The organism is Marinobacter sp. (genome assembly GCF_044799475.1).
In the GTDB taxonomy this organism is placed as follows: domain Bacteria; phylum Pseudomonadota; class Gammaproteobacteria; order Pseudomonadales; family Oleiphilaceae; genus Marinobacter.
In genome coordinates this window covers 1862847-1884969 of the sequence record NZ_CP085217.1, presented here as the reverse complement: position 1 = coordinate 1884969, position 22123 = coordinate 1862847, and the positions used below count along the sequence as shown (strand labels likewise).

22 protein-coding genes are annotated in these 22123 nt (G+C 59.5%); 6 read left to right on the top strand and 16 right to left on the bottom strand.

Annotation, left to right across the window (positions count from 1 at the left end; all coding sequences use genetic code 11):
* Positions 1-15: 15 nt before the first annotated feature.
* Both LG327_RS08835 and mpl read right to left on the bottom strand, forming a co-directional pair.
* Complete coding sequence (locus tag LG327_RS08835) at positions 16-669, bottom strand: flavin prenyltransferase UbiX (protein WP_404368611.1); 654 nt, start codon at positions 667-669, stop codon at positions 16-18.
* Positions 662-2047, bottom strand: coding sequence for a UDP-N-acetylmuramate:L-alanyl-gamma-D-glutamyl-meso-diaminopimelate ligase (gene mpl, locus LG327_RS08830; protein WP_404368608.1), 1386 nt, complete (start codon positions 2045-2047; stop codon positions 662-664). Before mpl ends, LG327_RS08835 begins: the two co-directional genes overlap by 8 nt.
* Positions 2048-2246: 199 nt before the next feature.
* Here mpl and LG327_RS08825 point away from each other — a divergent pair, with 199 nt between their 5' ends.
* On the top strand, positions 2247-3515 hold the full coding sequence (locus tag LG327_RS08825; protein ID WP_404368605.1) for a 6-phosphofructokinase: 1269 nt from the start codon (positions 2247-2249) through the stop codon (positions 3513-3515).
* A gap of 57 nt (positions 3516-3572) precedes the next feature.
* On the opposite strand, the gene LG327_RS08820 is transcribed toward LG327_RS08825, so the two are convergent.
* The gene (locus tag LG327_RS08820; RefSeq protein WP_404368602.1) at positions 3573-3827 is read right to left on the bottom strand and encodes a GrxA family glutaredoxin; all 255 of its coding nucleotides are present in this window, start codon (positions 3825-3827) and stop codon (positions 3573-3575) included.
* Between the two features lie 381 nt (positions 3828-4208).
* Here LG327_RS08820 and LG327_RS08815 point away from each other — a divergent pair, with 381 nt between their 5' ends.
* The gene (locus LG327_RS08815; RefSeq protein ID WP_404368599.1) at positions 4209-4631 is read left to right on the top strand and encodes a YqaA family protein; all 423 of its coding nucleotides are present in this window, start codon (positions 4209-4211) and stop codon (positions 4629-4631) included.
* On the opposite strand, the gene LG327_RS08810 is transcribed toward LG327_RS08815, so the two are convergent.
* From LG327_RS08810 to LG327_RS08760, 11 genes are all read right to left on the bottom strand, one after another.
* Positions 4628-6058, bottom strand: a complete 1431-nt coding sequence (locus LG327_RS08810; RefSeq protein WP_404368597.1) for an ABC1 kinase family protein — start codon at positions 6056-6058, stop codon at positions 4628-4630. The two genes, LG327_RS08815 and LG327_RS08810, sit on opposite strands and share 4 nt — an antisense overlap.
* Positions 6059-6234: 176 nt before the next feature.
* On the bottom strand, positions 6235-6924 hold the full coding sequence (gene lipB, locus LG327_RS08805) for a lipoyl(octanoyl) transferase LipB (protein ID WP_404368595.1): 690 nt from the start codon (positions 6922-6924) through the stop codon (positions 6235-6237).
* A 3-nt stretch (positions 6925-6927) separates the two neighbouring features.
* Positions 6928-7197 (bottom strand): YbeD family protein, encoded by a 270-nt coding sequence (locus LG327_RS08800; protein ID WP_404368592.1) that lies wholly within the window; start codon positions 7195-7197, stop codon positions 6928-6930.
* 31 nt (positions 7198-7228) lie between these two features.
* Positions 7229-8389, bottom strand: a complete 1161-nt coding sequence (locus LG327_RS08795; protein ID WP_404368590.1) for a D-alanyl-D-alanine carboxypeptidase family protein — start codon at positions 8387-8389, stop codon at positions 7229-7231.
* A 65-nt stretch (positions 8390-8454) separates the two neighbouring features.
* On the bottom strand, positions 8455-9366 hold the full coding sequence (locus LG327_RS08790) for a septal ring lytic transglycosylase RlpA family protein (protein WP_404368588.1): 912 nt from the start codon (positions 9364-9366) through the stop codon (positions 8455-8457).
* Between the two features lie 175 nt (positions 9367-9541).
* On the bottom strand, positions 9542-10684 hold the full coding sequence (gene rodA / locus LG327_RS08785; protein WP_404368585.1) for a rod shape-determining protein RodA: 1143 nt from the start codon (positions 10682-10684) through the stop codon (positions 9542-9544).
* Positions 10684-12576 carry a penicillin-binding protein 2 gene (gene mrdA / locus LG327_RS08780; RefSeq protein WP_404368582.1) on the bottom strand — a complete coding sequence of 631 codons (1893 nt, stop codon included), beginning with the start codon at positions 12574-12576 and terminating at the stop codon, positions 10684-10686. Before mrdA ends, rodA begins: the two co-directional genes overlap by 1 nt.
* A gap of 14 nt (positions 12577-12590) precedes the next feature.
* Entirely contained in the window at positions 12591-13061 is a 471-nt protein-coding gene (gene rlmH, locus LG327_RS08775) for a 23S rRNA (pseudouridine(1915)-N(3))-methyltransferase RlmH (protein WP_404368579.1), read from the bottom strand.
* 2 nt (positions 13062-13063) lie between these two features.
* Positions 13064-13414, bottom strand: coding sequence for a ribosome silencing factor (rsfS, locus tag LG327_RS08770; protein ID WP_404368576.1), 351 nt, complete (start codon positions 13412-13414; stop codon positions 13064-13066).
* A gap of 116 nt (positions 13415-13530) precedes the next feature.
* The gene (gene nadD, locus LG327_RS08765) at positions 13531-14169 is read right to left on the bottom strand and encodes a nicotinate-nucleotide adenylyltransferase (RefSeq protein ID WP_404368573.1); all 639 of its coding nucleotides are present in this window, start codon (positions 14167-14169) and stop codon (positions 13531-13533) included.
* Positions 14170-14175: 6 nt separating this feature from the next.
* A complete protein-coding gene (locus LG327_RS08760; RefSeq protein WP_404368570.1) occupies positions 14176-15432 on the bottom strand; it encodes a glutamate-5-semialdehyde dehydrogenase in 1257 nt (418 codons plus the stop codon).
* 212 nt (positions 15433-15644) lie between these two features.
* Here LG327_RS08760 and LG327_RS08755 point away from each other — a divergent pair, with 212 nt between their 5' ends.
* Genes LG327_RS08755 through LG327_RS08745 form a run of 3 tightly spaced genes read left to right on the top strand, consistent with a single transcriptional unit; the run spans position 15645 to position 19115 of the window.
* Positions 15645-16670: a GGDEF domain-containing protein gene (locus LG327_RS08755; protein WP_404368567.1), complete on the top strand. Its 1026-nt coding sequence runs from the start codon at positions 15645-15647 to the stop codon at positions 16668-16670.
* Positions 16663-17655: a GGDEF domain-containing protein gene (locus tag LG327_RS08750; RefSeq protein WP_404368564.1), complete on the top strand. Its 993-nt coding sequence runs from the start codon at positions 16663-16665 to the stop codon at positions 17653-17655. Before LG327_RS08755 ends, LG327_RS08750 begins: the two co-directional genes overlap by 8 nt.
* Positions 17656-17657: 2 nt before the next feature.
* Positions 17658-19115, top strand: a complete 1458-nt coding sequence (locus tag LG327_RS08745) for a bifunctional DedA family/phosphatase PAP2 family protein (RefSeq protein ID WP_404368561.1) — start codon at positions 17658-17660, stop codon at positions 19113-19115.
* 1 nt (position 19116) lies between these two features.
* Here LG327_RS08745 and LG327_RS08740 read toward each other — a convergent pair whose 3' ends face one another.
* Positions 19117-19689, bottom strand: a complete 573-nt coding sequence (locus tag LG327_RS08740; RefSeq protein ID WP_404368557.1) for an LON peptidase substrate-binding domain-containing protein — start codon at positions 19687-19689, stop codon at positions 19117-19119.
* Between the two features lie 135 nt (positions 19690-19824).
* Here LG327_RS08740 and ilvD point away from each other — a divergent pair, with 135 nt between their 5' ends.
* On the top strand, positions 19825-21660 hold the full coding sequence (gene ilvD / locus LG327_RS08735) for a dihydroxy-acid dehydratase (RefSeq protein ID WP_404368554.1): 1836 nt from the start codon (positions 19825-19827) through the stop codon (positions 21658-21660).
* Between the two features lie 37 nt (positions 21661-21697).
* On the opposite strand, the gene LG327_RS08730 is transcribed toward ilvD, so the two are convergent.
* Positions 21698-22105, bottom strand: a complete 408-nt coding sequence (locus LG327_RS08730) for a peptidoglycan-binding domain-containing protein (protein ID WP_404368551.1) — start codon at positions 22103-22105, stop codon at positions 21698-21700.
* Between the last annotated feature and the right edge of the window lie 18 nt (positions 22106-22123).

The window sequence follows — 22123 nt, the reverse complement described above, 5'->3', positions numbered from 1 at the left end:
GGCTTCACCAGTCCTTCAGGAAAGCTTTGTTCTGATCCTGTCTTCGCCCCAGCGGGGCATCAGGTCCTGGGGCAGGCCCAGATGATCAAGCAGGCGGGCAACCAGGAAGTCGATCAGGTCTTCAATACACTGCGGGCGGTGGTAAAAGCCAGGGCTGGCCGGCATGATCACTGCCCCCATCCGGGTAAGGCGGAGCATGTTTTCCAGGTGCACTTCGGAATAAGGCGCCTCGCGGGGCACAAGAATCAGTTGCCGCCGCTCTTTCAGGGCGACATCTCCTGCCCGCTCGATCAGGTTGTTGCTGGCGCCGGTGGCCAGTGCCGAGAGGGTTCCCGTGCTGCAGGGACAGATTACCAGCGGTGCCTTTTCCCCGGAGCCGGAAGCCGGAGGGGCAAACCAGTCCTCGCGGCCAAACACCAGAATCTGCCCCGGGTCCGCACCACAGTAATTGGCGAGAACCGTCTGGGCGCCCTCGGTGGAACCGGGCAGCCTGAGGTCGGTTTCGGTGGCAATCACCACCTGGGCCGCGCGGCTGATCATGACCTGCACCCGGCAGTCGGCTGCCACCAGACACTGCATCAGCCTCAGGCCATACTGGGCGCCCGAAGCCCCTGTTATGGCCAGATTGACCGTCCTGAGCCGGTCTGTTCCCGCTGCCCTGTTATCCAATCATCCGCTCCAGTTCCGCCACCAGTTTCCGATGAATACCGCCAAATCCGCCATTGCTCATGATCACAATGTGGCAGGGCCGATCCAGATCCGCCAGCGCCAGTTCTATCAGCGCCTCAACCGAGTCTTCCACCTGGTGCCGGCCAACACCCCCGGGAGAAACCGTGCGAATCAGCGCCGGCAGCCAGCCGAGATTCCCCAGATTCGCCCACAGCACCTGGTCTGCGGCCGCGGCGCTGGGCAACAGCGTTGTCTGATGTACGCCCTGCTGCATGGTATTGGATCTCGGCTCGATGATGGCAATGATGCGCTCCGCCCCCACCTTGTGACGCAGTCCTTCAAGGGTCGTCGCTATGGCTGTCGGGTGATGGGCAAAATCATCGTATACCCGGATACCGCCAATGTCGGCGAGCAGTTCCATGCGGCGTTTGACCCCGGAAAATCGACACAGGGCGGAAATGGCGTGATCCGGCGTCACCCCAACATGGCGGGCAGCGGCAATCGCAGCCATGGCGTTGCGCACATTGTGCAGGCCGGTCTGGGACCAGCGGACCTCTGCCACCGGCTGCTCTCCATGCATGACCATGAACTGGCTGCCGTCATCCGCAAGCAGCTCGGCGCGCCAGTCAGTGAGTTCAGCTTCGCCCCCCACTGCCGTGCTCTGGATGCCGCTCCAGCAGCCCATCGCCAGTGCCCGGTCCAGGTGCACATCAAGCGCCGGGCGGATGATCAGACCACTGGAAGGCACAGTGCGAACAAGATGATGAAACTGTCTCTCGATGGCTTCAACGTTTTCAAAAATGTCGGCGTGATCAAATTCCAGATTGTTCAGAATGAGGGTGCCGGGACGGTAATGGACGAACTTGGAGCGCTTGTCGAAGAAAGCGCTGTCGTACTCATCAGCTTCAATGACAAAAAAGTCACTGCCGCCCAGCCGTGCAGATACCGGGAAATCATTGGGTACGCCGCCGACCAGGTAGCCCGGGTCGAAACCCGCCTGCTCCAGAATCCACAGCAGCATGGCGGTGGTAGTGGTTTTGCCGTGGGTCCCCGCCACTGCGAGAACCCAGCGCTTGCGAAGCACCTCCCGGGCCAGCCATTCCGGGCCCGACATATAGTCCAGCCGGCGGTTCAGCACAGCCTCCAGCTCTACATTGCCGCGGGACATGGCGTTGCCCACGAGAACCAGATCCGGTGCCGGCTCCAGATGGCTGGCATCAAATCCCTCCATCAGCTCAATGCCCTGGGCTTCAAGCTGCGTGCTCATGGGAGGATAAACTCCCTGGTCGGATCCGGTCACCTTATGACCCAGTTGCCGGCCAAGTACCGCAAGACTGCCCATGAAGGTGCCGCAAATGCCCAGTATGTGAATATGCATTCCTGTACCGATCCCGCCCTGTTAACTGTTTACCCGACGGCCGTGCCTGTCGGCCCTGCCGAGGAGCCAAGCGTCCAGTATACACCCGATGCCGTCAAGCCTGTTCGAGCCGCCTGACGCTATCGGAGCCATGAAAAAGCCTGGCGTTTGGCGTATCATTCTCCCCACATGAAAATCCAGCAGGAGGCTCCAGCCCAAGATGTCTATCAAGAATGCGTTCTACGCACAGTCCGGTGGTGTAACCGCAGTCATCAATGCCAGCGCCTGCGGCGTAATCCAGACTGCCCGCAAACACCCGGACCAGATAGGCACCCTTTATGCGGGCCGAAATGGAATCATTGGTGCCCTGAGGGAAGAGCTGATCGATACCAGTGAGGAATCGGATGAAACCATAGCGGCACTCATGCACACCCCGGGCGGGGCGTTTGGGTCCTGCCGATACAAGCTCAAGAACTTCACTGAAAACAGACGGGAGTATGAGCGTCTGATCGAAGTCTTCCAGGCTCATAACATTGGTTATTTCTTCTACAATGGCGGCGGCGATTCCCAGGACACCGCCTTCAAGGTCTCCCAGATGGCCGACCGCATGGGATATCCCATCACCTGCATCGGAGTGCCCAAAACCGTCGACAACGATCTGCCCTTCACTGATTGCTGTCCAGGTTTCGGCTCTGTGGCGAAGTATGTCGCAACATCAATCCTTGAGGCCAGCCTCGACATCCGGTCCATGTGTGAATCCTCCACCAAGGTCTTCATCATGGAGGTCATGGGACGCCATGCCGGATGGATTGCGGCATCGGGAGGTCTTGCCGGCCAGAATGAACACGAGCCGCCACATATCATCCTGTTTCCGGAAGTGCCCTTCGACCGGGATACCTTCCTTGCGCGGGTTGAGCACTGCGTCAAGAGCTACGGTTATTGCGTGATTGTGGCCTCCGAAGGCGCCCAGTACGAAGATGGCCGCTTTCTGGCCGATGCGGGCAGCAAGGACGCCTTCGGCCATACCCAGCTTGGGGGCGTCGCACCGGCCCTCGCCAACATGGTAAAGCAGGCGCTTGGCTACAAAAACCACTGGGCCGTCGCGGACTATCTGCAGCGCGCTGCCAGGCACATTGCCTCCGCCACGGATGTGGAGCAGGCCTATGCCGTGGGCAAAGCTGCGGTTGAAATGGCGCTGGCGGGCAAGCAGGCGGTCATGCCTGTGATTGTGCGCGAACAGTCCCGGCCATACCGCTGGCGCATTGGCGAGGCACCGCTCAGTGAGGTGGCCAACCAGGAAAAGAAGATGCCGATCCACTTCATTACCGATGATGGCTATGGCATTACCCAGGACTGCCGGGATTACCTGCAGCCGCTGATTGCGGGGGAAAGCTTTCCGCCATTCGACAATGGCCTGCCGCGAGTTGCCCATCTGCAGGCAGTGCTGGCGGAGAAAAAACTGAGAACTCCGTTCAGCCTGCAGGGCTGAACAGAAGTAATAAAGAGGCGCCCGTAAGGGCGCCTCTTCGACCAGGCCGCGGGATCCTTATTTGATCATCGCTGCTTCACGCTGCTCCACGTATTTCGAGAACTGGTCAAAGCCGCCGATGTATTCCTGACCCACAAAGATCTGGGGCACAGTGGCCACCGGCCGGCCAACGGTTTTCTCCAGATCCGCCTTGCTGATACCTTCCTCTACGATATCCACATAACGGAAAGGTATGTCCTTGATCTCGCAAAGTTCCTTCGCACGCGTGCAGAAGCCGCAGCTGGAACGGCCGAAAATTGTTACACGATCCATAATGACAACCTCTTGAACCTGATGAGTAATGTGGGCGCCTCTGGACCTGACGGGAATCGGGCACCGGACCAACACGGCACGATATTGACAGACCTGGCCGGAAATTCAATCCCGGCAAAAGGATTGCCTCGATAGTTAAAACTGATCACCGGTGTATCGGCCGGCCACAAACACCCTCAGCTCTTCAGGCGTTCCTCCTAAAAATGGCCGGTAATGATCGTGCTGAGACCCATAAACAGAGGAAGTGAGATAACATGGGCCAGAGCTATGCTGGGAAAGCACTTTTTCATGAACGGGGCAGCCCTGCGGCCGGCGAGAATGTACTGATATGCCATCCGTCGCCGCGGGCCATCGCCAGAAACTGACATGCCGGAGTGACCTTTGGTTTACCTGAGCCTGTTCCTGACAGCCTTCGCAGCAGCTACGCTTCTACCCGCCTACTCCGAAGTCCTTCTTGGCGGGCTGATAAGCCAGGGGTATTCACCCTGGTGGCTCTGGTTCTGGGCCACTCTGGGGAACACTCTCGGCTCTGTCGTTAATGGGGTTATCGGCAGGCAGATCGAGCGCTTCAAGCACAAACGCTGGTTTCCGGTCCCGGAGAAGCAGCTTTTAAAGGGGCAGGAGCGTTTCAACCGCTACGGCCAGTGGTCGTTGCTGATGGGCTGGCTGCCCGTCGGCGGGGACGCCCTCACGGTGGTGGGAGGATTGATGCGGGTACCCTGGCTGAACTTCGTGGTGCTTGTGGCCATTGGCAAGGGACTGAGATACGCCGTGGTCATCTGGGTGGTATTTACCGCATCCTAGACTTTTCGGTCGCCGCTGTCGGCAACATCGGGGTTGCCGTAGAGATACTTCCGAAGCAGGTCCTCCCCGTTAAATTCAGCATTGAGGACCGCAATAAATGTATAAACGCCGATTAGCTTGCGATTGAGAAACACAAATTCCTTGGGCGGGATCCTGAAATAGCGGCTGATCGCCGAACGCGCCGCCTGACGCGCCACCCTCGAGGGCAGTTCGCTCTGTTTCCAGCGGTACTGGCCCTGTTCATTGACGGCTTCCGGCGGCCAGTTTTCCACGCCTTCCGCCAGCGGCTCAAGCACGGACATGCAGACCTCGCCGAAGCGCTTGAGCACATCGTCTGGCCAGCTGCGATCCATGAAGCGCAGCTCAATGCCGCCATCGATCACGCCCTGCAGGTCCTTTGCATAGGAAGCACGGATCATCCTGATCACCGGATCGAGAAATTCACTGGAATAGCTCTGTACGGCGCCGAAGTCCAGCAGCACAATCTGATCATAATTGGGATCGCCGTCGCGTTCGCCGGCAATACGAATTCGGTAATTACCAAAGTTGGGGTCGGTCTGCATCTCACCCCAGACGAACAGCTCCCGGAAAAACAGCTCCAGAGCAGCACGGCCGAGATCGCTGCGCCGGTCCAGCGACAGCTCCCGCACCGCCACCGAGCTCACGGAATGGCCCGGCTCATAGCTGGAGGCTATGACCAGATCAGTGGAGTAGTCCTCAAGCACCTGGGGAACCACAAATCGTGGATCATTCCTGAGCATCTGACGGAATTTTTCCGTGGTTTTGGCTTCCAGCCGGTAATCCACCTCCCGGTGCATCATGTCCCGGACTTCCTCCAGCCAGTCGCTGAACTCCGGGCCGAAAGAAACCAGGCGGGCCACCCGCAGCAGATTGGCAACGGAATCAAGGTCGCTGTCCACTGCATCGGCAACACCGGGATACTGGATTTTGAGTACAAGCTCGAGATCATCACTGCGCCGGCGGGCCCGATGCACCTGCCCGAGTGAGGCAGCTCCGATGGGATCCTGATCAATATCCAGATCGCTGAATCGCTTTTCTCCGAGTTCGCTTTTCAGCACTTTTTCAATGGCCGGCCAGGCCAGTGATGTGGTCTGGTCCTCCAGTGTGTGCAAGGCCTCAGTGACTTCCTCGGGCAGAAAATGCTCGCCGTAAAGAGCCATGACCTGGCCGATCTTCACCACGCTGCCCTTGAGCTTCCCCAGTTCGTCCACCAGGAATCTGGCCTGACTGGACATCATTGCCCGGTGACGGGCCTCCCGGGTTTCCTTGTTGCTGAACCAGTTGGTTGCCATGTGCGACGCCATGCGGGTACCTGCGAACAGGCCGGCCCGGGTGAGACTCAGGCGGCGCTCAAAACTGCCTGTCTTGATTCGGGAAACGGGAATTCTTGAGTCCTTGGAAGCCATCAATACCTGCCGTGTCCGGTAAATGGGTCATGGTTATCAGTATACGTTGATCGAGGATTTCATGGGTCACTGTCCAGCCGCAACCTTTCAGACCTGAAAGCCAATGTCCACGGGGATCAGGCTTCGTAAAAAGGGCGGCTCGCGAAGAGCACCGGCAATGAAAAACAGAACCGGCTTTATGCGGTAGGCAGATCTGAGAGCCCGGTGCTCCCGGGACTCGCCCAGGGATCGCTGGTCCGGTGAATAACCGAGCTGCCGGCCGCCAGCGAGGCTGTGAGGTGATGGAGCAGCCGCTCAGCTACTCTCTCCCGGGAGATTTCCGGCACAAGTTCACTGATCTGGCACATGGGCATTCCGGCGTAACCACAGGGGTTGATGCGGCTGAACGGTTCCATGTCCATGGCCACGTTTAGTGCAAGACCATGAAATGAACAGCCACGGCGCACCCGGAGCCCCAGGGACGCGATCTTCGCTCCTGCCACGTATACCCCCGGAGCGTCCGGCCTGGGCGCAGCCTCAATCTCCAGTTCCGCCAGGGTCGTAACAATTGACTGTTCCATGGCATCCACCAGGCTGCGGACACCCAGGCCCGCCCGCTTGAGATCGACCATCAGATACACCACAAGCTGGCCGGGACCGTGATAGGTCACCTGCCCACCCCTGTCCACCTGAACCACGGGAATGCTGCCGGGGGCAAGAATATGCTCGGGACGTCCCGCCTGCCCCTGGGTGTAAACCGGCGGATGCTCGAGGCACCAGAGTTCGTCCGGCGTTGCTTCATCCCTGGCCGCAGTAAATTCTTTCATTGCGGCCCAGGTTTCGGTATAGGGCCGGACCCCGAGAGACCTGACAATCATTTCGGCCATGTTTCAGAGCACCATGTGAACACGCCCGCTGGCCTTGAGCTCCTCAAACAGTGCCTTGAGCTGGGGCTCACCGGTTGCCACTATCTTCAGCTGAATGGATGAAAAACGGCCTTTGCTGCTGCTGTTCACGGCTACATCCTCCTCGGTAATGCCCGGCGCGTGCCGATCCACCACCGATACCACGAACTCCTGGAAGTCAGGCGCAGCATCGCCTATCACCCTGATCACGTAATCGCAGGGAAACTCGATTCTGGGTGGCTGTTGCTCAGTCATGACATGGTCCCCCTGTTCTGATGCTCTGCCATCAGGAAAAAAGCTGGGCAAAGAAGAGCTTGATGGCATCCCAGATGCGCTTGAAGAAGCCCCCTTCCTGCACTCCCACCAGGGCCACAACCGGCTCGTCTACAATAATTTCATCATTGAGGCTGACGGTGACCCGGCCAAGCTCCTGCCCGGTCTGAAGAGGAGCCTTGATGATGCTGTCCACGTCCACCACTGATTCCAGAGACCCTCTGGAACCCCGCGGGATGGTGATAAACACATCATCTCTGACACCAATCTGTACCTTCTCCGAAGCACCACCCCAGATCCGGCTTTCAAGCAGTTCCTGGCCGGCAGCGAACAGCTGATCGCTGACGTAGTAGCGGAACCCATAGTTGAGCATTTTCTGGATTTCCTGGGCCCGGGCCGCTGCACTGTCGGCGCCCATGACCACTGCAATGAACCGGGTTTCATCCCGTTTGGCCGAGGCCACCAGACAGTAACCTGCCTCCTGTGTGTGGCCGGTTTTCAGACCATCGACCGACGGATCACGCCAGAGCAGCGAGTTGCGGTTGGGCTGACGGATATTGTTGTAGGTGAAATGCTTTTCAGCGTAGAGAGGATAATTTTCCGGGTAATCGGTGATGATCGCCCGGGCAAGGATCGCCAGATCATAGGCCGACGAATACTGTTCCGGTGACGGCAGGCCCGTGGCATTGACAAAATGCGTGTCTTTCATGCCCAGCAACCGGGCCTGCTGGTTCATGATGTCGGCGAAGGCGGCTTCACTACCGGCGACAAACTCCGCCAGCGCAACGCTGGCATCATTGCCGGACTGGATAATCACACCCCGCAGCAGGTCGCCAACGGTTGCCTCAGTGCCCTCCTTGACGAAGGTACGCGAGCCGCCGGTTTTCCAGGCATTGACACTGATGGGCACCCGGTCACTCATGGCAATCCGCCCTTCATCCAGCTCACGCTCAACGATGTAGGCGGTCATCATCTTGGTCAGACTCGCAGGGGGCAGCCGCTCATGACTGTTCCCTTCCATCAGGACCATTCCGCTGAAAGGCTCCATGAGCACATGGGACGTGGCATCAATGGACGGTGGCGAGGGAATCAGAACCGCCTGCGCGTGGGCTCCGGCGGCGACCGCCAGCATGAGGACGGCCAGGAATGCTCTAAACATAGGAATGGTTGCCATGGTTCAATCGTAATCTGTTGGTTAAGTTCAGTTGTGTGGCGCGCTGCTGGAGCGCCGGTGCCGCTTCAGAGGTGGTCGGTCAGCACTGTGGCCTGGCCGAATCCCTGCCGCTCAAATGTTTTCTGCTCCTTCCGGGCTGCATTCGGATCCCGGAAGGGGCCTATCTGTACCCGGTGGAAAATCCCGGCAGCGGTATCCACCCTTCGCACCCGGACCGGATGGGAGGTCTGTCCACGTGCCTTCTCAGAGAGACTGCTGGCGCCTTCTGCAAGTCCAAAGGAACCGAGCTGCACGAACAGCCCTTCTCCTCTGCTCTCTGAAGGCGGGGACAGGGGCACGGGCGCACCGGCATCCGGAAACGGCTTGCCCGCAAGGCTCATGGTGCCGTCCTCACGAACCGTGATCGCTGCCACTTCTACCCGGGCCGTGCCCCGGGACTGGTAGCCAAGCTTTTTGGCGGCAGCCCAGGACAGGTCGATCAGCCGGTCACCATGAAATGGCCCCCGGTCATTCACCCGGACTATCACGGACTGGCCGTTATCCAGATTGGTTACCCTTGCATAGCCGGGAATCGGCAGGGACTTGTGGGCCGCAGACATGGCATACATGTCAAAGACCTCACCATTGGAGGTTTTGTGACCGTGGAACTTCTCACCATACCAGCTGGCAATGCCCCGCTCGACATAACCGTCCGCCGATGACATGACGTCGTAGCTTTTACCCCAGACCGTGTAAGGTGATCTGTTGCCCGCGGAGCGGGGAGCTTCGTACCTTGGGCTGGCATCCTCCAGACCGCTGACATCAACGTCACTGGCTGGCCCCCGGTCCTGGGAGATACTGTATCGGGACGAAGGCTCAGGGCTTTCGCTACGTGAGGCACAACCGGCGAGGACAAGGAGAGAAATCGTTGCCAGCAGCGCAAAACGCAATTCCGCAGCCGAAGACCGGCCTGTTCTGTTGATTGCAAACCTGTTCATTGGACGCCTGCATCCCGCGGAAGACACCTGTACGGCCGCACCGCACAAATGACTGCAATTATAGTGGATTGATGCCCTGAATCTGCGGGCATCAGGCCCGAGCGGCCAAGATTATCATGGGGCTTCCGTAATCCACCATCATCCGGATGCCATTCTAACCAAAAGGTAACCGCTGCTATGCAGTGATCATCCGTCTGTGGGTATGAATCGACATCAGAATGCCGAAAGCGGCCATCAGGGTCACAATGGATGTCCCGCCATAGCTGATCAGTGGCAAAGGCACGCCCACGATGGGCAACAGGCCGCTCACCATGCCCACATTGACGAAGATGTAAATAAAGAAAGTCATGGTAAGCGCACCTGCCAGCAGCCGGCTGAAGGAATCCTGGGCGTTCACCGCAATATACAGGCAGCGCAGAATTATCAGCAGGTACAGGGCCAGCAGCCCCAGTATTCCGAGAAACCCGAACTCTTCCGCCAGTACCGCCACGATAAAGTCGGTGTGGCTCTCAGGCAGAAACTCCAGGTGTGACTGGGTGCCCTGCAGCCAGCCCTTGCCGCTCCAGCCGCCGGAGCCGATAGCTGTCTTGGACTGAATGATATTCCAGCCAGCTCCCAGAGGGTCGCTTTCAGGATCCAGCAGGGTCAGCACCCGCTGTTTCTGGTAATCACGCATGACAAAGAACCACATCAGCGGCGCGGCCACCGATACCATGGCAAAAAAGGCGCCCACAATCCGCCAGCTGATGCCTGCGAAAAACACCACGAACACTCCCGCCGCTGCCACCAGTACCGAGGTTCCCAGGTCCGGCTGCTGGATGATCAGCGCCATGGGCAGGAACACCAGCACAAGCGCAAGTGCGACCCGGGACAGGCGTGGCGGCAGAAAGTGCCGCGACAGATACCAGGCGGCCATCATCGGCACCACCAGCTTCATCAGTTCCGACGGCTGGAAGCGCGGCAGTCCTGGCAGCGCCAGCCAGCGCTGGGCGCCCTTGGCACCCACGCCCACGAGGAGCACCGCTACCAGGCCAGCCAGGCCCGCCACGTAAAGCCAGGGAGCCCAGCGCCGGTAAACTGCCGGATCGAGCTGAGCAAACAGGACCATGACCAGAAAAGCGAGTCCAATACGCATGCCCTGGGCCTTGACGAGGGCAATCTCGCTATCGGCACCGCTGTACAGAATGAACAGCCCAAAAGATACCAGAGCCAGCAGCAACACAAGCAGAACCGGGTCCAGGTGAAGCATGGCCCAGGGACTTCTGGCACCGGAAAGGGGCTGAATGGTGGAATGATTCAGAAAGTTGCGGCCGGCCATCAGTGGGACTCCTCCGGCCGGGCTTCGGCAACCACCGGCGTCACCTCTGCCGGGAATCCGACCAGCCAGGCATCGAAGAGCGCGCGGGCAATCGGAGCAGCTGTTCCACTGCCGCTGCCGCCGTTTTCCACAATGACTGCGACTGCGATCCGGGGCTCATCCACCGGTGCAAACCCCACAAACAGGGCGTGATCCCGAAGCCGCTCCCGGACCTCTTCCTCTTCATACTCCTCGTCTTCCGCCAGACTGAAGACCTGGGCCGTTCCTGTCTTTCCTGCCATCAGATAGCTGGCTCCCCGCCCGGCTGCCCTGGCCGTCCCCTTGGGCCCATGCATTACGTCCTCCATGCCCTGGATCACATAATCCCAGTCGCTCTGATCAGCAAGCACTATGTCCTCCCGGGTGGCAGGCGGCGGACCCTGCAGAGAAGGCTGGTCGCCTATCACTTCCTTGAGCAGGCGCGGTTGTTCCCAGCGTCCCCGGTTTGCCATGACGGCGGTGGCGGTGGCCAGCTGCAATGGTGTAGCCAGCATAAACCCCTGCCCTATGCCAAGGTTGACGGAATCCCCCGGATACCACGGCTCATTGCGCGCCCCCCGCTTCCACTCCTTCGATGGAGCCAGGCCGGACAGCGCGCCGCTGATATCCAGGGACGTCTGTTCACCAAAACCGAACCTTGTGAGGTAGTCATGCATGGTGTCCACCCCCATCCTGACGGCCAGGTCATAGAAATAGATGTCGCAGGACTGGGCGATGGAGTCCTTCAGATCGACCCAGCCATGGCCGCTGCGTTTCCAGTCCCGGTACCGCCTGCCATTGGGGTTCAGCTTGAAATAACCCGGGTCCCAGATTTCGCGGTCACGGCTGGTAATGCCACTGTCCAGGCCGGCAATGCCATACATGGGCTTGATGGTTGAGCCGGGTGGGTATTGGCCCCGCAGGGCCCTGTTAAACAGCGGTTTGTCGGGGGACTCGTTGAGTTCGCGATAAGCTTCAACACCAATTCCGGTGACAAACAGATTGGCGTCGAATCCGGGCACACTGGCCAGTGCCAACACGCCCCCGGTGGCAGGTTCGATGGCGATCACGGCGCCACGCCGACCCTCAAGCAGGTTGAATGCCAGTTGCTGGAGCCGCATATCCAGATGAAGCCGGATATCTTCTCCGGACTCCGGATTTTCCCTTTCAAGAACTCTCAGGGTCCGACCCCTGGCATTGGTTTCCACATGCTGGTAGCCCACGGAACCGTGGAGCAGGTCCTCGTAAAATCGCTCAATGCCAGACTTGCCTATATAGTTGGTGCCCGCGTAGTCCACCGGGTCAATTCGCTGCAGTTCCTGGGGATTGATGCGGCCTACATAGCCAAGGGCATGGGCGGTCATTTCGGCATGGGGGTAGTAGCGAACCAGCTCGGCGCTAACCTCCACGCCGGGAAGTTCATGGCGGTGGATGGCCATGCTGGCTATTTCCTGCTCGGTCAGGTCATAACGCAGAGGCAGTTCCTGGAACGGGCGCCGGGGTTCCCGGAGCCTGCGCTGGAAACGCTCCAGATCCTCGTCTGGAATGTTCAGGATCCGCTGCAGCTCGGCGAGGGTCTCCGGCAGATTTTCCACCCGCTCGGGAACGATAGTGACACTGAATACCGGCCGATTTTCAGCCAGCAGGACACCATTCCGGTCATACACCAGGCCGCGAGTGGGAGCCACTGACTGCACCTGCACCCGGTTTTTGTCCGACATGGTTGAAAAGGTTTCGTGCTGTATAACCTGCAACTGATACATCCGTGCCAGCAGGATACCCATGAGCACTATCAGCATGACCACCATGAACAGGGTGCGGCTCTGGAAGATGCGGCGCTCGGCAGCCGTGTCTTTGAATTCACCCCAGGGCATAGGCTATTCCGGATTCAGGCACGGTGATAGGGGTGATTTCGGGTGACAGTCCATGCACGGTAAAGCTGTTCCGCAATCAGAATTCGAACCAGCGGGTGCGGCAGGGTGAGCGGCGAAAGTGACCACTGCTGAGCCGCCCGGTTACGGCAAGCCTCAGAAAGGCCATCCGGCCCTCCCACCATGAAGCTGACATCCTGCCCATCCTGTTGCCACCGCTCAAGCTGCTCCGCCAGATCTTCTGTCGACCAGGGCCGCCCTTTCACCTCCAGGGCTACAATCCGGTCTGCCCTGCCACAGGCAGCAAGAGCCGCATCTCCTTCACGCTGGACCAGCCGGGGAATGTCAGCATTTTTACCCCGGTGGGCAAGAGCTATCTCGGTTATCTCAAGAGGAAGCTCCGGCGGCATCCTCCGGGCATATTCCTGATAACCGTGACTGACCCAAGCCGGCATTTTCTGCCCGACGCAGATAAGCCTCAGCCGCATGCTTACTCGCTGCCTGCAGCGCCGATAGCGGGCGCATCCCGCCAGAGGCGCTCCAGATCATAGAACTCGCGGGTCGCAGGCATCATGACGTGCACCACCACATCGCCCAGGTCAATCAGAACCCAGTCACTGGCATCGGCGCCCTCAACACTGGCTGTTTTGAGGCCTTTGCCCTTGACCTCATTAACCACCGAGTCCGCCAGTGAACGAACATGACGGTTGGAAGTACCAGACGCCAGGACCATGTAATCCGTAACGCTGGTACGATCCCGGACGTCGATAATGCTGATATCCCGGGCCTTGACGTTTTCAAGTGCGTCAACCACTGCTTCTTTCAATTGCTCTGCCTGCATACTCACCCTGCTGAACCGCCGGGAGGCGGATTACCGCCCGGCAAATGATTTACGCCCCAATTGTATCACTAAAACCCCGCACCAGGTCATCCGGAAACGGCTCTGTGCTGCAGGCCTCAGGACTTCAGGCCATAAAGCTGCCGGGCCTGGATTTCCTCCCAGACCCGATCAGGCAAAAGGTAGCGGGGGGACCGCCCGGAGCGGATCCGGTCGCGGATCCCGGTTGCTGAGATCGCCAGCAGGGGGAGGTTCATCCTGAAGCACAGGCCCGCGGGGCTGGCCTCGAGTTCAGCGGCCTCCTTTGCCTGGCGTTCCGCAAGCAGGCGCCCGGCTTCGCTGTCCGGATCCAGATCCACCCCCGGGCGATTTACAATGATGATATGGGCCAGGTCCGGGATCGACTGCCAGTCCTGCCATTTGTGGAAAGAAGCAAAGGAATCAGTACCAACCACCATGGCAATGGATTTCTGGTCTCCGAGCTCCTTGCGCAGCTGACGAAGGCTCTCTGCTGTATAGGAGGCACCCGACCGGCCCAGCTCCCGGGGGTCAACGTGAAGACCCGGTTCATTGCCGATGGCCAGTTCAAGAAGATGAAGGCGGTCGTCACTGGATGTTCCTGGCTGCTCCCGATGAGGCGGGATGTGGCAGGGCATCAGTGCAACCCGGGGCACTCCCAGCCTTTCCCGGAGCTCCACTGCCAGCCTCAGGTGACCATTGTGAATGGGATCAAATGTACCCCCGAAAATCAGATGCATCGCATATCAGGTCCGTATGTGGCCGTCACCGAATACCACGTATTTCTGCGAGGTAAGCCCTTCCAGCCCGACCGGGCCGCGAGCGTGAATCTTGTCGGTGGATATGCCGATTTCAGCACCCAGGCCGTATTCAAAACCATCGGCGAACCGGGTGGACGCGTTAACCATCACTGATGCCGAATCCACTTCGGTGATGAAACGGCGGGCACGGGTGTAGTTCTCCGTCACAATGCTGTCGGTGTGCTGGGAGCTGTAGCGATTGATGTGCTCCATGGCTGCATCCAGGCCGTCAACCACCCGGATCGACAGCACCGGCGCCAGGTACTCAGTGGCCCAGTCTTCTTCCGTGGCGGTATTGATTCCACTCACCAGGCTTCGGGTCACTTCACAGCCCCGCAACTCCACGCCTTTTTCATGGAAGGCCTGGGCCAGCAATGGCAGGATGCTTTCGGCCACTTCCCGGTCCACCAGCAGGGTTTCCATGGTGTTGCAGGTGCCATAGCGCTGGGTTTTGGCATTCACTGCCACGCGCAGGGCCTTCCCGGGATCGGCTGCGCCATCTATATACACATGGCAGATCCCGTCCAGATGCTTGATGACAGGCACCCGGGCATCCCGGCTGATGCGCTCAATCAGGCCTTTGCCGCCCCTGGGCACAATAACATCGACGTATTTGGGCATGGTGATAAGCTCACCCACTGCTGCTCTGTCGGTGGTTCTGATCACCTGAACCCCGCTTTCCGGAAGGCCGGCCATCTCGAGCCCCCGCATGATGCACGCCGCAATGGCCTGGTTTGAGTGGATCGATTCGGAACCGCCCCGCAGGATCGCGGCATTGCCGGATTTCAGGCACAGACTCGCTGCCTCGACGGTCACATTGGGCCGGGACTCGTAAATAATGCCAATGACGCCAAGAGGCACCCGCATGCGCCCGACCTGGATTCCGGAAGGCCTGTAGGTCATGCCGGTGATCTCGCCAATCGGATCTGGCAGGGCGGCGACCTGACGCAGCCCTTCGATCATCGCGTCAATACGCGCAGAACTGAGTTCGAGACGGTCAAGCATGGCGGGTTCAAGACCGTTTTCCCGCCCTTTCTCCAGATCCCTGGCGTTCGCCATGACCAGTTCATTCCGGCCGGCATCGAGAATCTCCGCTATTGCCAGCAGGGCCTGGTTACGGACTGCGGTGGTGGAACGGGCCATGATTCTGGCCGCATCACGGGCCTGCTGGCCCACCTCAGCCATATAAGCTGCAATATCCATCTGAAACTATCCACATCTGACGTTAAAGTGACTACTGTACCTGCAGCGTGGGCGCTACGCACCCCGGATTTGAGTATCCGGACCCGCGTCTGGTATTGATTAGACATTGGCACTGGTTGCTCTATTATACCGCTGCAAAAGAGCTTTCAGGAAAATGGATTCAGAAGCCCGAGGGCGCCTGCGGCAAACAGGAAGACAGAAGGACGAGCGTAATGGCCCAGATGGCCGAAAAATTTTTATTGAGCCGCCTTGCCCGCACAGCCTGCCTGTTGCTGCTGGCCCTCTGTCTTTATGGCTTTCTGGCTTCGGGCTGGCTCCCAGCCCTTGCCGCAGCGACCGCTGCCGCCTTTATCTGGACCACACCCGCCGTACGCCCTGCCCACCAGCAACAACCCTGGCGCCACATCAACAGCGCACTGATCCTCCTGCTCGCTGTCGAGCTTTGTGCCAGCCTGTGGCTTGGACCGGCAAGCCTTAACTACTGGCTGTTCGTGCTGCCGCTGGCCCTTTTCGCAACCCTGCCTCTGGCACTGGCAGCAGTCATCACACTGGTATGCCTGACTGCAGTTGCTGTTTCTGATCTGACTGTCAGCGTTGGTCCGGACCGACTTCAGCTGATCGGCTCTCTTTTCCTGACAACTGCCCTGTCCTGCATCCTGGTGTTCATGCGGGAATACAAGAATCGCCAGCTGGCCCCGCTCAGGCGCACTGATGAACTGACCCAGGCCGCAAGCCGGGATTACCTGTCCGCTGACCTCCACAAGGAAATCCGGCGCAGCGAGCGGGAAGGCACTGACATGGCGGTGGCCATGATCGGCCTGGACACCCACCTCAGCAGCACCGACCCTGACGAAGACATTCGCGCAATTCTGCCCCGGATTGGCCGTTTTCTGCATTCCCAGCTGCGGGACTTTGATACCTATTACCGGGTGGCAGACCTCCAGTTCCTGATCATTCTGCCCGGCAATACCAGTGCTGAGGCAGCAGCGAGAGCTGCCGGAATCCGCAAAGGTCTGGGAGCCCTGCTGGCCTCCCATGACCTCGACCTGACAGTCAGCGCGGGGGTGGCAGGCCTGAACATTGGCGATACCGCCGACAGCCTTCAGCAATCTGTCGCCAATGCCCTGCGCCGTGCCCAGCGACAGGGAGGCAACCGGACCCAGTCCTACAGCGCCTGGTCGGATCAGCACGCCGCCGGAGCCGGCCCACGGGCAGCAGGAGCACAACCCCATGACTGAAACCCGCCTGCGCACCTATACCCATTTTGCAGGCTACCTGTTGGCCGCTCTGTTCATTATCGGGCTCGCCATCCAGAACCTCCGCTATGGCTTTTACGAGCTGTTTTATCTGGCAACGGCTCTCGTCATTCTTACTATCGCCGGGGCCGCATACACCCTGATATGGCGGCGTCAGCAACTGCGCGCCCCGGGCCACCTGGTTATTCTGTTTGCGCTGAATCTGGCACTGACGGGTGCCCTTATTACCATGGAGCGGGGGGATATCAGCTACTGGTGTCTCCCGGCCATCCTGCTTAACATTCTGATCCTGCCACTGCGCCAGGGGGTGATACTTTCCGTTGCCCTGTGTGTCCCGATGGCCTTTTATGTGTTCCGCCATCAGCCTTTGGCCGAGGCCCTGCTGATTATGGCTTCCGCGCTGCTGCTTCTGGCTACGGCAGGGCTCTGTATCTGGCAATACAATCACATGGCCCAGTCTGCGGAAGACCTGGCCATCACCGACCCCATCACCGGCGCTCACAACGCGAGATTTCTGGATGAAACGCTGCAGAAGGAGATCAGCCGTGCCACAGTTACCGGCCACTCCCTCTCGGTCATCATGCTGGCAGTCGATTACATAGATGAAATCAGGGACCTGCACGGCGAATCCGGCCGTCAGATGCTGGTCCACGAGGTCACCCAACAACTGTTTGAGGTGACCCGTGCCGGAGATACGCTATACACCCTGGATAACGGTGAGTTTTTCCTGATCCTGCCATTTACGCCAGAAGAAGGTGTCCGTGTTATCGCCGAGCGCATCCGGCGCACTCTCGGCGAGCACCGATGGCCGATTGTGGGCAGGCTGACCGTAAGCCTTGGCTGCACCACCCGGACAGCCACTGATACCCGCAGTGAAATCCTCCGCAACCGTGTCCGCCAGGCCCTTACAGAAGCGGTCCGGCGCGGCCATGACTCCATCTGGTATAGCCACGGGGCCCGCGGCTGACCATGGTTCCGGAATGGCTCGAAGGCATTTCCCAGTGGCTTTCCCTCAATCCCGGCTGGCTGGCCGTCGCGCTCGCCCTTGTTGCCTTTGCCGAGTCTCTCGCTGTGGTCGGCCTGGTAGTGCCAGGAGTGGCTATTCTGTTTGCCATCGCGCTGCTGGCTGGCCAGTCCGGCATGCCACTGATGCAGGTTCTGGTCTGGACGGCCCTCGGCGCAGTCGTTGGAGACAATGTGAGTTTCTGGCTTGGCCGCAGGTTCCAGGGTCGCCTGCATTCGATCTGGCCGTTCAGCCGCTACCCGTCAATGCTTGACCGGGGAGAAGTGTTTTTCCGCCAGCATGGAGGCAAGAGTATTGTGATTGGCCGCTTTGTGGGACCCATCCGGCCAGTCATTCCAATGGTGGCCGGAACGTTTGCCATGGATGGCCGCCGCTTTCTGGTTTTTAACCTGGCATCTGCCCTGGCCTGGGCGCCGTTTTATATCCTGCCTGGGTTTCTGGTGGGCAGCACCCTGGCCATGGACATTGATCTACCCCGCTATTTCTACCCGATTCTGGCGGTCAGCATTTTTTTACTCGTCATGTCCTGGCTGCTGTTTGTACGCGTCCAACTGGGGCTGGACAGCGGCAGCCGGTTTTATCTCCGGGTACAGTCGTGGATGGTGGGGGACGACGTTACTCATGGCGTCTGGCACGGCCTGAGCAGCCATCGGCCGGGGCAGCCCGGGGAGTTTCCGCTGGCATCACTGACACTCGCTCTCGCCGGCACGGCCCTGTTTCTCATCTGGTCGTCGCTGACACTGGCAACCGGGATGCTCGAAAGTCTCGACAGCTACGTACTCGGGTTCTTTCTCACCCTGAGGCATCCTCTCTTCGACCCCCCTGCGCTGGTAATGACACTGATGGGGGACCCGGAGTTTCTGGCCTTCACCGCCAGCGTCGCCATAGGGACCCTGGCGTTCCGGGGCTATTATGCGGCGGCCATTCATGTCGGTATGGCCATGCTGGTTACCGGGGTTACGGTCACACTGATGAAGAGCGGATTCGACATGCCGCGACCGGATGCCGTCCTTCGGCCGCCGGATTCCGGCTCCTACCCAAGTGGCCATGTCGCCGGCTCGGCGATTATACTCGGACTGGCAGCCAGCTTCGTCGCCAGGGAATCTGGCAGCCGTAAAAGATGGCGCGTTTACCTTGCATTTGGGGTACCGCTTCTGCTGATGGCCATCAGCCGTCTCTATCTTGGTGTCCACTGGCAAAGCGATGTCGTTGGCGGCCTGCTGCTGGGCCTGGCTATCTGCGGATTCACCCGGGTCAGTTACAGCCGCTATGATCAGACACCACTGTCCCTCGATGCTTTCAGCATTCTCGCTTTGGTGCTGTGGGTAGCCATGGCGATTATGTACACGGTTCTTTCATGGCCGGAAGCTCTGGTGATCTATGCTCCCACAGCTTCAGGCTGAGTCACTCCAGGGCTTCCAGCAGTGCATGGAGGCGTTCGAGGCGCTCAATGGGGTCCTGCAGCTCTACCAGCTTCTGCTTTTCCTGCTTGTCCAGCGGCAAAAGCTCAGTCAGACGCCACCCCACCTCCCGGGCATCCTCAAAGTCCACGGTCATTTCCAGGTCGTTGATTACAGGGTGTTTTAGCAGTGCCTTCAGCACAACGGGAAGCTCCGACAGGACGTCCGGCACGCCCGGATTCACCTCTGCTTTCAGCACGTCGACCTCGCCGAAATTCAGACCGTCGGGAGCCCGCCAGCACCGGCCAATGGCCACCTTGGACTCCCCCTCCACCGTGATTCCCAGCAGGCCGTTGTCCAACTGCTGAAAATCAACGATCCGCACGTACGTGCCCACGTCATGAAAGGGAGCAAACTGGCTGGTTTCGGTACCGTCCCGCAGCAGCACCACCACGAAACCGCTGTCCTCCTTGAGGCAACGGGTGAGCATGTCGATATAGCGGGGCTCAAACAGCTGGAGCGGAATCCGCCCGCGCGGGAGGACAATTGAATTTAGCGGAAAAAGCGGTACCTGCATGGACAAATCATTCACCTGGGGATCACTCCGGAATCTGCTTCAAGTGTAACTGGAGGGCATCAAAACAACCACGCGCCCGATTATTTATCTGGTATATTTCCGGCTTTCCGAACGACTACAAGAGACATTAACACCATGCCCCAGTATCGCTCCCGGACCTCAACCGCAGGCCGCAACATGGCCGGCGCCCGCGCACTATGGCGCGCCACCGGTATGAAGGATGATGATTTCGGCAAACCGATCATCGCTGTTGCCAACTCCTTCACCCAGTTTGTGCCCGGCCACGTGCACCTCAAGGACCTGGGCCAGTTGGTATGCCGGGAGATCGAGGCTGCAGGCGGCGTGGCCAAGGAGTTCAACACCATCGCCGTCGACGATGGCATTGCCATGGGGCACGATGGAATGCTGTATTCGCTGCCGTCCCGCGAGATCATCGCCGATTCCGTCGAATACATGGTTAACGCCCACTGCGCTGACGCCCTGGTATGCATCTCCAACTGCGACAAAATCACCCCTGGCATGTTGATGGCGGCCCTGCGTCTCAACATCCCCACAGTGTTTGTCTCCGGCGGCCCCATGGAGGCTGGCAAAACGAAGCTCTCCGAACACAAGCTGGACCTGGTTGATGCCATGGTGATTGCGGCGGATCCTGACGCCAGCGACGACAAGGTCGCGGAATATGAACGCAGTGCCTGCCCCACCTGTGGCTCCTGTTCCGGCATGTTTACCGCAAATTCCATGAACTGCCTCACCGAGGCCATCGGCCTGTCGCTGCCTGGTAATGGCTCACTGCTGGCGACACATTCTGACCGGGAAGAGCTGTTTTTGAAGGCAGGCCGCCAGATTGTGGAGAATGCCAGACGCTATTACGAACAGGATGATGCGAGTGTACTGCCCCTGAGCATCGCCTCCATGGCGGCGTTCGAGAATGCCATGGTGCTGGATGTGGCCATGGGAGGCTCCACCAATACCATCCTGCACCTGCTCGCGGCAGCCCAGGAAGGCGGGGTGCCTTTCACCCTCAACGACATTGACCAGCTATCCCGGAAAGTCCCCCAACTATGCAAGGTGGCCCCCAATTCTCCCAGGTATCACATGGAGGACGTGCACCGGGCCGGCGGAGTCATGGGCATACTTGGTGAGCTGGAGCGGGCGGGACTGATTGACGCCAGCCTGCCCACCGTCCATAGCAGGACCCTCGCCGAAGCTCTGGACCGCTGGGACATCATGCGCAATCCCACACCGGAAGTGATCGAATTTTTCCGGGCCGGGCCTGCTGGCATACCCACCCAGCAGGCTTTCAGCCAGAGTACCCGATGGCCGTCGGTGGACGGCGACCGCGCCACCGGCTGCATCCGTTCGGCAGAAAACGCCTACTCTGCCCAGGGGGGTCTGGCTGTTCTCTTTGGCAACATCGCCCTTGACGGATGTGTGGTCAAGACCGCGGGTGTCGACGAGAGCATTTACGTATTCGAGGGACCTGCCAGGATTTTTGAGAGTCAGGAAGACGCAGTAGCCGGTATTCTGGACGACCAGGTGAGGGCAGGCGAGGTCGTGATTATCCGCTACGAAGGGCCAAAGGGCGGCCCTGGTATGCAGGAAATGCTGTATCCGACCAGCTATCTGAAATCCAGAGGGCTGGGCAAGGACTGTGCCCTGCTGACAGACGGACGATTTTCCGGCGGAACGTCGGGCCTTTCCATCGGCCATGCGTCACCGGAAGCTGCAGCGGGAGGCGCAATCGGGCTGATTGAAAATGGCGATCTGATCCGTATAGATATTCCCGACCGGTCGATCCACGTACAGCTGGATCAGCATGAGCTGGATCGGCGCCGGGAACATCGTAACGCAACCGGATGGAAGCCGGATCAGCCCCGCCCACGCAAGGTCTCTGCGGCGCTCCGGGCCTATGCCCTGCTGGCAACCAGCGCCGACAAGGGCGCGGTGAGGGACCTGTCCAAGCTGGATTGAAGGCTCAGGCGGTGGGCCGGGCGTTATTCAGGCACGCCTAGAAAAACGACCAGCCACCGTCATCTTCTTCCGTCACAACCGGAGGGGCATCAGCCGCGGCTGGCTCAGCGGGCACCACGAGATCATCCTCGGACTCCCCGCCCGCCTGTTGAGAGTTGGCGGCAATCTCCACAGACACAATACCAAGCGCTTTTCTGGTTGGCTCATCAACTTCACCGGTAACGGCGAGGTCAGGATGGTCCTTCTGGAAAGCCTTCAGCGCCTCGCGAGTCGCGTCACCCATCTCCGGACTGACATTGTCGATGTCATAGCCTGCGCCATAAAGGGCATGCTTGACCGCAACCGTCTCATTCGCCTGGACGCCGGCTCCGGCTCCGACCAGGGCCGCAAAAACAGCTCCGGCAGCCAGAGACCTGCCCCCGAAATTCCTGAAAAATCCTGTCATGCCTGTCTCCTGCTACGC

What these genes read in the sequence shown, in the direction of transcription:
- mpl (WP_404368608.1), bottom strand. Translation starts at nt 2,047, where the DNA reads ATGCATATTCACATACTGGGCATTTGCGGCACCTTCATGGGCAGTCTT.
- LG327_RS08825 (WP_404368605.1), top strand. Translation starts at nt 2,247, where the DNA reads ATGTCTATCAAGAATGCGTTCTACGCACAGTCCGGTGGTGTAACCGCA.
- LG327_RS08820 (WP_404368602.1), bottom strand. Translation starts at nt 3,827, where the DNA reads ATGGATCGTGTAACAATTTTCGGCCGTTCCAGCTGCGGCTTCTGCACG.
- LG327_RS08810 (WP_404368597.1), bottom strand. Translation starts at nt 6,058, where the DNA reads ATGGCTTCCAAGGACTCAAGAATTCCCGTTTCCCGAATCAAGACAGGC.
- lipB (WP_404368595.1), bottom strand. Translation starts at nt 6,924, where the DNA reads ATGGCCGAAATGATTGTCAGGTCTCTCGGGGTCCGGCCCTATACCGAA.
- LG327_RS08800 (WP_404368592.1), bottom strand. Translation starts at nt 7,197, where the DNA reads ATGACTGAGCAACAGCCACCCAGAATCGAGTTTCCCTGCGATTACGTG.
- LG327_RS08795 (WP_404368590.1), bottom strand. Translation starts at nt 8,389, where the DNA reads ATGGCAACCATTCCTATGTTTAGAGCATTCCTGGCCGTCCTCATGCTG.
- LG327_RS08790 (WP_404368588.1), bottom strand. Translation starts at nt 9,366, where the DNA reads ATGAACAGGTTTGCAATCAACAGAACAGGCCGGTCTTCGGCTGCGGAA.
- rodA (WP_404368585.1), bottom strand. Translation starts at nt 10,684, where the DNA reads ATGGCCGGCCGCAACTTTCTGAATCATTCCACCATTCAGCCCCTTTCC.
- mrdA (WP_404368582.1), bottom strand. Translation starts at nt 12,576, where the DNA reads ATGCCCTGGGGTGAATTCAAAGACACGGCTGCCGAGCGCCGCATCTTC.
- rlmH (WP_404368579.1), bottom strand. Translation starts at nt 13,061, where the DNA reads ATGCGGCTGAGGCTTATCTGCGTCGGGCAGAAAATGCCGGCTTGGGTC.
- rsfS (WP_404368576.1), bottom strand. Translation starts at nt 13,414, where the DNA reads ATGCAGGCAGAGCAATTGAAAGAAGCAGTGGTTGACGCACTTGAAAAC.
- nadD (WP_404368573.1), bottom strand. Translation starts at nt 14,169, where the DNA reads ATGCATCTGATTTTCGGGGGTACATTTGATCCCATTCACAATGGTCAC.
- LG327_RS08760 (WP_404368570.1), bottom strand. Translation starts at nt 15,432, where the DNA reads ATGGATATTGCAGCTTATATGGCTGAGGTGGGCCAGCAGGCCCGTGAT.
- LG327_RS08755 (WP_404368567.1), top strand. Translation starts at nt 15,645, where the DNA reads ATGGCCCAGATGGCCGAAAAATTTTTATTGAGCCGCCTTGCCCGCACA.
- LG327_RS08750 (WP_404368564.1), top strand. Translation starts at nt 16,663, where the DNA reads ATGACTGAAACCCGCCTGCGCACCTATACCCATTTTGCAGGCTACCTG.
- LG327_RS08745 (WP_404368561.1), top strand. Translation starts at nt 17,658, where the DNA reads ATGGTTCCGGAATGGCTCGAAGGCATTTCCCAGTGGCTTTCCCTCAAT.
- LG327_RS08740 (WP_404368557.1), bottom strand. Translation starts at nt 19,689, where the DNA reads ATGCAGGTACCGCTTTTTCCGCTAAATTCAATTGTCCTCCCGCGCGGG.
- ilvD (WP_404368554.1), top strand. Translation starts at nt 19,825, where the DNA reads ATGCCCCAGTATCGCTCCCGGACCTCAACCGCAGGCCGCAACATGGCC.
- LG327_RS08730 (WP_404368551.1), bottom strand. Translation starts at nt 22,105, where the DNA reads ATGACAGGATTTTTCAGGAATTTCGGGGGCAGGTCTCTGGCTGCCGGA.